Below are 12,975 nucleotides of genomic sequence, written 5' to 3'. Positions count from 1 at the left end.
CCCGGAAACGGGCTCCGAAGCGGTCCCCCCGATCCCGGCCGTGGCCGGGGGCCGCAACTTCGACACCACCGCCCCCCGGCCACCGGGCCACCGCACCCCCAGCCACCGGGCCACCACACGATTCCGGCCTGGCCCGTGCCACCACTCGTCACCGGCCGGACCCCCGGCCCCGGACTCCCCCCGACACCGGCCGGAACCCCGGCCCGCCGGGCCATCGCTCGATGCCGCGCCATAACCGGCCGACTGGCTCGTGTCGGCCGACTCCACCGTGGTCGGTGCCCACCAGCACACTGCTGGGCCCCACACTGCTGGCCCCCGGACAGGGCCTCCGCAGCTGCGGGCTCGGCCGGTCCCGGGGCGGCCTGACCAGATCCACCGCATCCGCCCCCCCTGGGCGGCTCGGAGTATCCACTCGAAAGCGCCGTCCCGCGCCCGCCGGCGTAACCGAATGAGCACCATGGACAACGGAACGTATCGCTCGGGCACGTCCCGACAAGCCTTCCCGGTACGGAACGTCCCTGCACCGCCACTCCGATGCGGAGGGGGGACGGTGCGAAGGGGATAGCCACCTCGACCGCGGGTACCCCAACAGCCGTCATGGCCCGGCCCGTTCGGGGAGGGTCCAGTTCGGTAACGAGGGGGGCGGCGGCAGGTGAGGACACGGGACAGACAGGCATCCGCCGACCGGCGGACGCTGGCCTTCCAGCTCTCGGGCACGGCAGTGGCGGCAGTGCTGTGGGGAATGACCGTCGGCGCGCTGGCGGTGAGCAGCGGCCGCCGGACCGCTGCTCTCACCGGTGCCGGCCTCTTCCTCATCCTCGCCGTGACGGTGATGTCCGTGGTCTGGTACCGCGAACGCCGCAGAGCGCGCGTTGCCGGTCTCGCGACCAGCCGCTACCTCCGGCTGGCGCAGCGCCTCCGGCGGGGCGGCGTCATCCCCTCCGACCCCGCCGAACGGCAGGCGGCCGCGGAGATCCTGGCCCGCCGTGGCCGTGCGCTGGAACAGTGGGGGAGCGGAAACCGCCGGATCGCCTACGGAACCGGCGTTGTCCAACTGCTCGCCGCCGCCATGCAGATATGGGATCACACCTACGGGGCAGGCGTGTTGCTCCTGTTCGCCGCCGCGTGCAGCTTCTCGAGCCCCTCCGTGTCGCGCCGCCAGCAGCGGCGCAACGAGGCAACGTACCGTGCGCTACGGCGCCGGGGTGGGCCGGAAGGAGAGAGCGGTGCGGACGGGGCGCGGCCCGCGGGGCCGGCGCCCGGCGACGATCCCGGCCGATCCGCCTGCCGCCCGGCCACGCGCACGGCGTACACCTCACCGGAGCCCGGCGCCCACCCCACGGAAGAGAACTGAGGACTGGACCGACTCCTTTTTCCCGCACCGGTGGCCACGGGCGCCTTCGTACTGCCACGCAGGGAAAAACCCCTGTTCGGCCAGCGTCTCGTCGCCGATGGACCCCCGGCCCGAGGGCGTGACGGGTCCGCGCCGCCTGGGGTGGATTGGGCCGGCCGTTCCCTGAGGTTTCGGGCCAGGGCAGGGCGGGGCCGGGTCGCCCTGGAGGGGCGAGCCAGGGTGAGGAGTGGCGCGTGCCGGCCCGGACGTGGGGCTGCCCGACGGAGTGAGCGTCGGGCAGCACTGCTCACTTCCCGCAGCTGCTCATTTCCCGCCCCGGCGCACGATCCGCAAGGTGGTGAAACCGACCGCGAGAAGACCGATGGCCACCGCCGCGAACAGCCGGGTTTCGCCACCGCCCGTCCGGGCCAGGTCACCCTCGCCCACGACGGCTCCGCCACCGCCGACGGTCGCCGGACGCTCCGCCGTCGCCGGGGCGCTTCGCCGGGTCACCCCGCCCACCGCGGCGGAGGTGGTGCAGTCGAGGACACCGCTGAACGTCTTCGCGTACCCGTGCGGCCCGCGCACCGGGATGCGGTAGGGCTGGTCCTCCTCGACGGGAACGGTCACCGTGCCCCGCTCGCCTCCGGCGATCTCCTCCCGCTCCTTGCCGACCCGCAACGGGAAGGTCGCGTCCCCGCTGTTGTCGACGTCGATGTCCACACCGTGCCCCGCACAGTTCTCCCGGGACGTGGTGGCCGGCACGGGGTCCCGCTCGGCCCAGTTGACCGAAGCGGTGGCCGAAACCGTCGCCTGGCTGGAACCGGCCAGGATCTGCGCCTGGCCCCTGCCGCGCTCCCCGGCCCCGGTCAGCACCCTGCCCACCGGAACCTTGGCCGCCGCCTGCGCGGTCAGCGACGCGGCCCCGGGCTCGGCCGACTTCGGCAGCTCGAAGTACACCTTCGTACCGTTGCGCGCCGACTCGACCGGCTCGCCCCTCTTGTCGACGATCCGCACCCCCGCAGAAGCGGCACGGGGACTCGGCGCCACGCTGACGGTGGAGGCGGACGTGCGGACCGCCACAGGACCGGTGCGGCTGCCGCTCTTGCCGGAGACCTCCGCCCGGTCGAAGGCCAGGGACGGGCCGGGCTCGGCCATGCTCCGGGCCCTCTTGACGAGGTAGCCGGCCAGCTTCCGGGCGGCGGGGTCGGTGGGGGTGATGGAGGGGGGCTCTTGGGGGGCCGCCCCCCTCCCCCCTCCCCCCACGTCCCCCCGTGCCCCCTTTTCGGCGAACCGCCAGATGGCGACCTGTGTGCCGGCAGCGGCGGCCTGCGGGGTGAGCCGCTTGGCTCCCGCCGCCTTCGCCAGTGCCTGGAGGTCGTTCCTGTGCGGGTAGGAATGGTCGACGACCCAGCGGATCCGGCCCGCGTTGCGATTCCCCCACAGCGGAGAGGTCTTCCACTCCCCTTCCGCGTAACGCGACTGCTCCCGTACGGGATTGAGCGCGTCGATGCCGTAGGTCTGGAGGGTGCCGCCCCCGTCGACGGCCATCTCGAAGAGTCCGGCCTTGATCTCCTGCCGCTCGCCGTCCACCGTGATGACCGCCTCGTCGGCCGTCGTGAGGCCGTTCAACGTGGCGGTCGCCCCGTTCCGCTGTTCCGGCTGCCCTCCGGCGGGCACGTCCTGCGCGGCGTATGGGCCCGCCGCCGGGTGTGCTGCCGCCGGTGGCGCACCCGCCGCCACGCCGGCTGCGGACAGCCCGGTGGCCACGGCGGCGGCCATGAGGCGGTGAGCCGTCCGCGCGCCTACAGAAGTCATGGTCTTCCCCTCTTGGCAGCGCGCGCACGAAGCCGTCTGGCCCCCGTGCGGCCGGTCTGCCGCAAAGCTGAACCCCCCAGTCGGTACGGGTGGGATCGTAGGAAGATCAACAGCGCGGAATCCCCAGGATTCACGTCGGGCACACATTCCGACTCGGAATCGTTATCAGCGAATCCGGCGGACCGGGACGATCACGACGCACCGCGCTGACCTGGAACGCTTCCTTCCGCTGCCGCTTCGGACAGCAGCGCCTCGCCCCGCGGTCCCTGCGCCTCGGCCGGCTCCGCGCCGGAACCGCCCGTTCCCTCGGTGCGTACTCGGCCCTTGCGGGTGGACCGACCGGGCCGGGCATTCCGGGCGAGGCGACCAGCGGGTTTCCCGGCTACGGGTTTCCCGACGACAGGCTCCGTGGCGACGGGCTCCGTGGCGGCGGGCTCCGTGGCGGCGGGCTCCTCGACGGATTTCTCCGCGCTTCCTTCTCCTGAACCCCACTCGACTCGTTCGCCCCCTGTGGCCTGGAGTGACGTGGAGGTGCCGAACGGGTCGGGCACCGCCGCACTCAACGGCGGCCACGCGGGCGCCGGGCCCCGCGACAGCTCCGGGGCCGCGCGGGAGACCCGTACGAAGGCGGCTGTGCCGCGCGACAGGTCGTGCCCCACCGTGGCGGCCGTCAGGTCGGCGTTCAGGTAGCGCCTGCCCTCCCGCTCCTCCTCCGCGAGCCGCAGCTGCCCCCGGACGACGACGGGTTCCCCGCGGGAGACCGACGAGGCGACATTGGTGGCGAGGGAACGCCAGGCCCACACCGTGTAGAAGCTGGTGGAGGCATCCGTCCACTGCTCGGTGCGCTTGTCGAAGCGGCGCACCGTACTGGCGAGCCTGAACCTGGCGACCGGAACCCCGGACGACGAGGTCCAGTGGTCGACCTTCGTCGCCACGTTCCCCATCACCGTCACGTGCGTCTCATACATGCGAACCACCCCCGTGCAGCGGCGGACCGGCCGCCGCTGCCCGTGTTTCTCGTGCCGTCTTCTGCTTTCGGTTTCCAGAGTGGGGGAGGAAGCGGGGCCGTGGGCAAACCGGCTTGAATCTGTGTATTACTCGCCGGTTGTGCACAAGTCGGTCACCGATGTGGGTGACGGCTCGGTGCCGGCGGCCTCGGGGCGGCCCGCCCCCTCGGGCCGGCCCGCGCTACCCCGCCGGTCCGTACTGCCCGGCTGGTTCCCGATACCCGACTGATTCGCGATACCCGGCTGGTTCGTGCTGCCCGGGCGGTCCGCGGTGTCCGGCCACCGGCTCTCGGCGGTCGACGGCTGCCCCCACGGGCCCAGAGGGTCTCCCGCGGCTGGGACCGAGCCCGCCGCGATGGCGAACTGCTCCCGCACCTCGCGGTACCGGACGAGCTCCGCCGCCACCGGCTCCAGCACCCGTTCCCTGCCGCTGGAGGCAGCGAGCTGCCGCAGCCTGCGTTCCGCCTCCAGCCCGTAGGCGCGGGCGGGGCCTCGCGCCGCCCTGCGGCATCCCCAAGCGAGCAGCGGCCCGGCCAACGTCGCCGCCATCAAAGCCGCGCACGGCAGCGAGACCGCGCGCGTGACGCCACCCGCCATCGCGACCGTGGCCAGCGCCCACACGACCGCGGCCAACTGGAGTCCGAGGAGCAGCCACTGGCCACCGAGCGCGGCGGTGTGCCACGGCGGACGCGACGCCCGCCCCGGCCGACGCCGCCCCGTAAGCCCCGCACGCCCCGCACGCCCTGCACGCCCCGCACGGGCCGAAGGAACAGGACGGGCCGAACGGGAGAGGCGGACGAAGCGGGGAAGGCGGGAGGAACGGGAGGCGGCCTCCGCCTGCGTGCCGTCCGGCGGCACGTCCGCCGCCGTCTCGCCCGCGAGGTGGTCACCCGGGAGCCGCGCGCCCGCACGCTCCGGCGTGGACGTGCTCACCTCCCCGTCTTCCGCGCCGGGGACCGGCGGAGCGCCGGGGGTCTGCTCGCCGCCGTTCGGGCGGTGCTCCTGGGGGGCGGGGACGACGCGGGTTTCGGCGGCGCAGGCGGCCATGACCTCGTCCAGGCGCTCCGGCAGACCTGCCGCACCGCGCCGCGCGGACTCCCGTACGGTGCGCGCCCACGCGCCGGGCAGGCCGGCTGCGGCCGCGTCGGCCAGCTCCCGTACGGCTTGCGCCACCACGGGCCGGGCGGCACGCGGCTGTTGCAGCGTCTCGCGCTCCCGCCCGCGGCCACGGGCGCGCTCACCGCTGTGGATACCGGTGGCGGGCTCGGCGCCCGCACCGGCACCCGCGCGGGAGCCCGGCTCCGCCCGGGCGCCGGTGTCCGTACCGGCACCCACGCCCACGGCCGCCCCGGCACCCGGCGCCCGCCCCGGCTCCGGCTCCGGCTCCGGTCCTGGCTGCGTCTCGGTGGCGGCCGTCGCCGACTGGTCGGAGTGTTCGGCCCGGTCGGCGAGGCCGGGGCGGGAGGCGTACCAGCGCAGGGCCCGTACCCAGGGCGTGCCGCAGGAGTGTGCGGCCTGGCGCAGCCAGGCGCGTTCGGCGGCCTGGCCCGCGGCGGCCGCACCGACGGCGACGGCGAGGCGGTCCTCGAAGTCCTCGCGGGCACCTTCGGTGAGTCCGACGGGAGCGCCCGACCCTCCAGGGCCCGGATCCGCGTAGACGGGTCGGAGACGTTCCATGGTGCCGTCGAGGTCGGCGCTGAGCCGCAGAACGGCGGCGCGCTGCTGTGCGACGAAGTCGCCCAGCTCCTCGTGCAGTACGCCGATGCCCTCGTGGGTGAGCGCGGACGCGGACAGGACGACGGCACCGGGTTCGCCGTGCTCGCCCAGCGCCATACCGTCCTCGTCCAGCAGCCGCCGCAGGTCGTCGAGGACCGCGTCGACGGCGTCGCGGGTGAGGCGGTCGGTCTGGTTGAGGACGACGAAGGTGACCTCGGCGTGTCCGGCCAGGCGACGCAGGTAGCTCTCGTGCAGCACGGCGTCGGCGTACTTCTCCGGGTCGACGACCCACACCACCGCGTCGACCAGTCGCAGCAGCCGGTCCACCTGCTCGCGGTGCCCGGACGCGGCGGAGTCGAGGTCGGGCAGGTCGATGAGGACCAGACCGCTCAGGCCGATCTCCCGCGTACGGTGCCGGGCGTGGTGCGGGATGCCGAGCCTGTCCAGCAGCCCGTCGGGTCCGGCGTCGCCCTCGCGTCCTGCCGCCTCCCAGGTGCAGGCGACGGGGGCGGCGGTGGTGGGGCGGCGCATGCCGACCTCCGAGAGGCGGGCCCCCGCCAGCGCGTTGAACAGCGACGACTTGCCGCTGCCCGTGGCGCCCGCCAGCGCCACAGTGGTGTAGGAGCGGGGCAGGCCGCGGCGGGCCGCAGCCTCGTCCAGTACCCGTCCTGCCTCGGCCAGTACGTCGGCGTCGAGCCGGGTGTGGGACAGGCCGACGAGTTCGCGCAGGGCTCCGAGCCGCTGCCGCAGCATGTGCTCTCCAGCGCCCCGCGCGTCCGGTGCGTCCGCCCCTTCGCCCGTTTCCCACGCGGCGCGGCGCGCGTTCTGGTGCGCGTCCCGGTGTGCGGCCACGTACTCGTCCCAGGGGAACCCGTCGGCCGCGTCCGTGTCGTCGCCGCCTTGCCCGGTGCCGGCGGCGCGCCTGCTGTCGGGGACGCTGTCGGGGACGGACCTGCCGCCGGCGGTCGACTTGTTGTCAATGGTGGGCCTGTTGTCGATGGTGGGCCTGTTGTCGATGGTGGGCCTGTTGTCGATGGTGGGCCTGTTGTCGGCTGCGGGTCCGGGCTCGTCGGCATCTTGCGCGTCGGGGCCCAGGCCCGGTCCCGTGGTGTCGCGGCGGCCGTCGCCACGCGCGTCCCGTCGCGGCTCTCCTTCCGCCGCCCGGGGGATCCGGGCGGCAGCCGGAGCGGCGACGGGGCCGGGGGCGGCCCCGTCGGAGGGAAGAGCGGTACCGGTCTCCGTGACGAGGTCCCGGCCCGCGCCCGGCTCCTGGCCCGGCGCGCCTGTGTCCGGGCCCCGGCCCGGACCGCTGCCGACGCCTGGGCCGAGGGCGCCGGTGCCGGTGCCGGTGCCGGTACTCGTGACGGTGCCCGTGCTCGTTTCCGTAGCGATGTCGCTACCGGTGCCGGTGGTGGTGCCGGGGGCGTGGGAGTCGGGCCAGGACGCACTGCGCCAGGGCGGTGCCAGACCGGGCGCCAGGGAGTCCGTCTCGTGCCTCGTGCCGTCGCTCACGGGAGAGTGGGTGGGCGTCAACGGCGCACGGCCGTCCGCCTCCTGGAGGGGCTCGGGGCTGTGCTCCACGGGTTCGGGGGTGCGCTGTGCGCGGACGCGACGGGCGATGACACCGTCGTCCCAGACGAGCCCCGCCTCGCTCGCGGCGGCACGCGCGCCCTGCGAACCGTCCCCTGTCCGCGAGCCCGCGTCGTCGTCCGCCTCTGCCCCCCTTGACCCGTATCCGGCCACGTTGCCGGCGTCGGCCTCAACGTCGGTCCCGGTCCCGGTCCCGGTTCCGGTTCCGGCTTCGGCTTCGGTGGAGGTGGACATCCCGTCCGCCGGGGTTTCGGCCTGTTGGTGGGGCACCGGTACGACCTGGGACGGCAGACCTCCCGCGCCGACTCCGGGGGCGCTGACGGGGCTCACCGGCGTGGTGGCCTCACTCGTCGCCGTCGAGGGCACCACAGGCGAGCCGGCGGTCCCCGCTGCCGAGGGAACATCCCCACCGGCGCCCCCCGGCTCGGCGCTCCGCGCGGGCTCGGACACGCGCTCAGGCGCGGACACGGGCGCGGGCTCAGGCCCGCGCACAGGCTCCGCCGTGGCCCCGGGCGCCGCTCCGGTCCCCGGCGCGGGCTCAGCGGCAATCGAACGCGGCGGCAGGGGCTCCTGCCCCGCCGGACCCGCCGTCAGGCCCGCCGTCAGGCCCGCCGCCGCACCCGGCACCGGATCCGGCGACGGCTCGGTCGCCGGCTCCTCGTCGAGGGCCAGTTCCAGTTGCCCTTCGACGTGACCGGGCGTGCCGACGTACCAGCGGTCGGGCGTCTCGTCGGCTCCGCTGGTGGCAGCATCGGTGGACGTCACTGCGGTCACCTCTCCATGTGCGCGCTCAGCAGACCGCGCTGCGGGCCACGCTGCGTGCTGGTGTGCAGGCCGAGCGGGGTACGCGTCGGCGGGAAGTCACGGGTCGGCGTCTGGGCTCCGGCCGGCTCGCGCAGCCGGTGCGGGGCCTTGTCGAGCCGGATCACCGCGGAGAACGCGGCGACCAGTTCCATTTGCGGTTCGGGGCCTGTGTTGACGTCATCCAGCGGGGCGAGGCGCAGGTCGCGTTCGCCGTTCAGGACGCGTTCGACGCATTCGTCCAGCATTTCCGCGCACTGTTCGCGCAGCTCGTGGGCGTTGTCCTCACCGAGCAGGGCGGCGAGGGAGTCGTCGGCTCCGGCGGCGCGCCGGCCGCCGAGCAGGGCGGCGACGAGGAGGCCCGCCACGCGTTCGGTGTCGCCGTCGGGCGCGGCGGCGCGGCCGGCGGCGCGGGTCTCCTCTTCGGCGAGCTCTTCGACGCAGCGGCGCCAGCGGCGGACCATGACGCCGATCCGCCCCGCCGCCTCGCCGCGTTCCTGCTCCCCTTCGGGGCCCGACGGGCCGCAGTGGTCGAGGGCGGGGGTGGACCGGCACTGTTCGGCCACGCGTTCGTCGGCGGCGGCCACCGCTCCGCACAGCAGGGCCGCCAGACCGTCGCAGAGGGCGTCGAGGAGTTCGTCGCCGTCGCTGTCCGCGGGGAAGCAGCGCCAGTGTTCGGCGGCGTCACCCGCCAGCAGTTCGCCCTCGGTGATCCGGGCGCGCAGCCGGGTGCCGGCGTGGTCGTAGGCGGTCTCGATGTGCCGGGTGAGGCGGTACACCGCGGCGTACTGGGTCGCCGCGGCGCCCGCGAGGGCGGCGATCCGTGGGCGCAGCGAGGCGAGCGCCCCGGCGGCGGTGCGGTCGGCGGCTGCCTGGCGTGCGGCGGGGTCGGCGGCGCGCCCCTCCAGCCAGTCGCGCAGGCCACTGACGGCGGAGACGGGCAGCAGTCCGGAGCCCGAGGCCGATTCGGGCAGCTCGGGAATGGTGAAGCGGGGCACCTCGCCCAGGCCCTCGCGGTCGAGCAGCAGCCCGTACTGCGCGGCCACCTCGGTGGCCATCTGGTGCGGCACGCGGTCCAGGACAGTGGCGAGGGTGACGTCGTACTCCTTGGCGCTGCGCAGCAGGTGCCAGGGGACGGCGTCGCCGTAGCGGGCGGCGGTGGTCACCAGGACCCAGATGTCGGCGGCGCAGATCAGTTCGGCGGCCAGGTCGCGGTTGTGGGCGACGAGGGAGTCGATGTCGGGCGCGTCGAGGAGCGCGAGTCCGGGCGGCAGGCCGCTGTCGGTCTCGATGCGCAGGGTGGGCAGCGGCGCCTCGCCTTCGGCGGCCTCGTCGCCGTCCCAGCCGGACTCCCAGCCGGGTTCCCAGTCGTGCTCCCCGCCGGCCTCCCACGTCGGCCGGCGTCCGGACGCCCGCTCGGTTACCCCGTCGCCCTGCCACTGCGGGTCCCCGGCCTGCCACCGCGACGCGCCGGTCTGCCACCGCGACCCGTCGGCCTGCCACTGCGACTCGCCGTCGGTGCCCCAGGCGGCCGCGTTCCCGTCGGGGCCCCAGGCGGCCGGGTCGCAGTCGGTGTCCGGGGGCGCGGCCCGCTCACCGTCCCGGCTCCGGCCGGGGCCGCCTCTCCAGCCGCCGCCGTGTCCGCTCCTGCCGTCGTCGGCGGGCAGGCCGACGAAGCCGACGTCCGCGCCGGCGCCGCCGGGGCCTCTCACGGCGCCGGCGCCGCCGCCACTTCCCACGTCACCGCGGGGCCCGGGTCCGCCTACGCCTCCCGCTCCCGCTCCGAGCCGGGTTCCGGTTCTGCCCCCCGCTCCCGCCCCGGCTCTCGTGCCGGTCCTCGGCCCGGCGGCGCTGCCGGCACCTCCGGAACCGGAGCCGACGGCGGGGTCGGGGGCGCCCGGGGCGTCCTGTCTGGGGACCCACACCCTCTCCAGGCCCGGCAGCACGCGCCTGCCGATGAACCAGGCGCGGTCGTCCGGATGACAGACCAGCACCGGAGTCCGTGTCGTGGGCCGCAGCACCCCCGCCTCACTGACCTTCCGCCCGACCAGCGAGTTGACCAGTGTCGACTTGCCGGCACCCGTCGACCCGCCGATCACCGCGAGGAGCGGGGCCTCGGGGGTGCGGACGCGCGGGAGGAGATAGTCGTCGAGCTGAGCGAGCAGCTCGTCCCGCGAGCGGCGGGCGCGTTCGGCGCCCGGCAACGGGAGGGGGAAGCGCGCGGCGGCGACGCGTTCGCGCAGTGCGGTGAGCGCGTCGAGCAGTTCGAGCCGTACGTCCAAGATCGCCACATGCGCAGAATGCCCAATTTTGCGGCAGTTTTGAAGCGTATCCGCCTCACCAGGCGGGGAAAATAGGTGCTTTAGGGGTCTAATAACCTCTTTCGCCGCATTGGAGCCCGATGTACCACCTGCAACCCGGCCGCACCCATAACGACTGCGCAACACCCGCACCGCACGCCGCCAAAACCGCTGCGTGAATCGCACCAGCCTGCGATTATCGGGACCGCTTCACGGAACCTCCACAAGACGTCGCGGACGTGAAGCGCACAGGACGAGCCGCACGGCCCCCTATCCTTGACCCCGCCGTGGTCACTCCGGGGGACGGCGAGCCCGCCCGCCGCAACGGAGACCGGCCCCCGTAGCTCAGTGGATAGAGCAGGCGCCTTCTAAGCGCTTGGCCGCAGGTTCGAGTCCTGCCGGGGGCGCACCGAACATGGCCGGCCAGGGGCGACACCGTTCGCCCCGGTCGGCGTGTCGCGGGCCACGCGGATCAGAGCGGTCGCCGTGGCGGCGGAGACGGCCACCTGGAGGCGGGTCTCCCGAAGAGGCCGCTCGCAGCGGACCTCCCGCCGGAAACCGTCGCAGATCTCCCGGTGGGCCGTTTCGGGTGGCCCGGGAGAGCGGGCGGTGGGCTGGGGCAGTACCTCCGGAGCCTCCGTACCGGCGGCGCGCAGGCCGAGGTCCCGCAGGGGCGGCGGACCGCCCCTCGGACGCGGCTGCTTCCGGCGGCGCTCGTGCTCACCCCGCCGCCGGCCGCGTCACCGCCGGCTGCGCCCCCCGCGCGTTCTCCCGGTGTGCAGCTCTCGTCAGGCGGCCTGGGTGAGTTCGGCGCGGCCGAAGAGGAGGGCGTAGCCGGTGGGGAGTTGGGCGAGGACGCGATCCAGGAGTTCCGGGCCCGCCAGGTGGGCGACGACGCCCAGGACGGAGCCGACATCCCAGCGTGTGGTGGCCAGGGTGCCGCCGGTGCGGGCGGCGAGGTCCTTGACGAAGGCCCAGCCGGTCACCGGGGCGGTCTCGGGCATCTGGGCGGTGAAGATCTGCGCTGCCTGGCGGGGGAGGCGGGCGGCGAGTTCGACGCGCTCCTCGCCCGCGAGCCGTCGGCCGAGGGCGGCCAGGACCGCGCAGGTGACCTCTTCGGCGCGCTCCCGAGTGGAGTAGGCGCCGTCATAGCGGACACGTTCCAACATGCGCGTATAGGACATGGCCGGGGCGGTGAGCGTCGCCGGCTCCGACATGGGCTGCATCGGTGGAGGGTGCCTCTCTCGATATGGGGTTGTTCGCGGTTATTGGGGTTGTCCAGTGGTGAGCGGCCGGTGACCAGCGAGAACGGTCACCGGCCGTGCGGGCCGGGTCCGGCGGTGCCGACGTCCTGGGGGCGGCCGAAGAGCAGGTCGTACCCGGGTGGGAGCTGGAGCAGCACGCGCCGGGTCAGTTCCTCGCCGGCGGCGTCGGCGGCCACGCTGAGCACCGCGCTGACGTCCCAGGCCGCGGTGGCGTCGGTGGCTCCTTCGATCCACGCCGCAGCGGCCCGCACGAACCGCTCGGACGAGAGGGGCTCGGCGGCCTGCAACGGGTTGAGGAGGATCAGGGCGAAGGTCTCCGGCAGCCGTGCTGCCAAGTCCGCCCGCACCTCGCCGACCAGGTGTGCGCCCAGCAGCGCCAGCACGGTCCGCGCCGCCCGGTCCGCTTCGGTACGCGTCGGGTACTCACCGCGCTCTTGGACCTGTTCCAGAAACGCTTCCCGCAGCATGGCCGACACTGCCCCCTTTCTCATGCCTGTGACCGTGGATTCGCGGGTGAGCGGAGGACGGGGCGCGTAGGGGGGAGAGAAGCGGGGTCCCGTCCTCCGCTGCGGCGTGAGTCGCCTGCCTCAGCCGCGGATCTCCTTGCGGCCGGACCCGGCACCGACGGAGATCTTGCGGGGCTTGGCGCGCTCGGCGATCGGAATGCGCACGGTCAGCACACCCGCGTCGTAGTCGGCGTCGATGTGCTCGGTGTCCAGGGTGTCGGCCAGCATGACCTGGCGCGAGAAGACGCCCAGCGGGCGCTCGGACAGTTCCACCTGCGTCCCGTCCTTCTTGGCGAGCGGGCGTCGCTCGGCCTTGACGGTGAGCATGTTCCGCTCGACGTCGATGTCGATCGCCTCGGGGTCGACGCCGGGCAGGTCGAGGGCGAGCACGTACTCGTCGCCTTCGCGGTAGGCGTCCATCGGCATCGCCGAGGGGCGCGACCATGTGCCGGACGCGCCGTTGCCGAGGAACTGCTGGGTGAGTCGGTCCAGCTCGCGGAAGGGGTCGGTGCGCATCAGCATCGGAAGTCACCTCCATTGTCGGGTCGGGCTGTTCATGCCCATGCGCTGCTACCTGCCTCTCTTGTAGCATGTCATCCAGACGATGACAAGCGAGGGCGTCGCCCATACGATGACACT

Annotated in this window: 8 protein-coding genes and 1 tRNA gene; 2 read left to right on the top strand and 7 right to left on the bottom strand. The window is 74.4% G+C overall.

What is annotated here, in order from left to right; translation table 11 throughout:
• Window positions 1-652: 652 nt before the first annotated feature.
• Window positions 653-1,354: a hypothetical protein gene (locus DQ392_RS26255; RefSeq protein WP_114018192.1), complete on the top strand. Its 702-nt coding sequence runs from the start codon at window positions 653-655 to the stop codon at window positions 1,352-1,354.
• Window positions 1,355-1,657: 303 nt separating this feature from the next.
• Here DQ392_RS26255 and DQ392_RS26250 read toward each other — a convergent pair whose 3' ends face one another.
• The 4 genes from DQ392_RS26250 to DQ392_RS26230 form a co-directional block, all read right to left on the bottom strand.
• Complete coding sequence (locus tag DQ392_RS26250; protein WP_114018191.1) at window positions 1,658-3,151, bottom strand: thioester domain-containing protein; 1,494 nt, start codon at window positions 3,149-3,151, stop codon at window positions 1,658-1,660.
• Between the two features lie 191 nt (window positions 3,152-3,342).
• Window positions 3,343-4,119 (bottom strand): single-stranded DNA-binding protein, encoded by a 777-nt coding sequence (locus DQ392_RS26245; protein WP_114018190.1) that lies wholly within the window; start codon window positions 4,117-4,119, stop codon window positions 3,343-3,345.
• Window positions 4,120-4,245: 126 nt separating this feature from the next.
• The gene (locus DQ392_RS35445) at window positions 4,246-8,229 is read right to left on the bottom strand and encodes a GTPase (RefSeq protein ID WP_245982002.1); all 3,984 of its coding nucleotides are present in this window, start codon (window positions 8,227-8,229) and stop codon (window positions 4,246-4,248) included.
• A 5-nt stretch (window positions 8,230-8,234) separates the two neighbouring features.
• On the bottom strand, window positions 8,235-10,556 hold the full coding sequence (locus tag DQ392_RS26230; protein ID WP_245981999.1) for a GTPase domain-containing protein: 2,322 nt from the start codon (window positions 10,554-10,556) through the stop codon (window positions 8,235-8,237).
• A 343-nt stretch (window positions 10,557-10,899) separates the two neighbouring features.
• On the opposite strand from DQ392_RS26230, the gene DQ392_RS26225 reads away from it, so the two are divergent.
• Window positions 10,900-10,972 (top strand) — tRNA-Arg (locus tag DQ392_RS26225).
• A gap of 381 nt (window positions 10,973-11,353) precedes the next feature.
• Here the strand turns inward: DQ392_RS26225 and DQ392_RS26220 are convergent.
• From DQ392_RS26220 to DQ392_RS26210, 3 genes are all read right to left on the bottom strand, one after another.
• Window positions 11,354-11,791: a DUF2267 domain-containing protein gene (locus DQ392_RS26220; RefSeq protein ID WP_114018189.1), complete on the bottom strand. Its 438-nt coding sequence runs from the start codon at window positions 11,789-11,791 to the stop codon at window positions 11,354-11,356.
• 86 nt (window positions 11,792-11,877) lie between these two features.
• Window positions 11,878-12,297 carry a DUF2267 domain-containing protein gene (locus DQ392_RS26215; RefSeq protein WP_114018630.1) on the bottom strand — a complete coding sequence of 140 codons (420 nt, stop codon included), beginning with the start codon at window positions 12,295-12,297 and terminating at the stop codon, window positions 11,878-11,880.
• Window positions 12,298-12,417: 120 nt separating this feature from the next.
• Window positions 12,418-12,858, bottom strand: a complete 441-nt coding sequence (locus tag DQ392_RS26210) for an Hsp20/alpha crystallin family protein (protein ID WP_114018188.1) — start codon at window positions 12,856-12,858, stop codon at window positions 12,418-12,420.
• Window positions 12,859-12,975 lie beyond the last annotated feature (117 nt).

Source organism: Streptomyces reniochalinae, assembly GCF_003323735.1.
Lineage (GTDB): Bacteria > Actinomycetota > Actinomycetes > Streptomycetales > Streptomycetaceae > Streptomyces > Streptomyces reniochalinae.
This window is presented reverse-complemented; position numbering and strand designations above follow the sequence as displayed.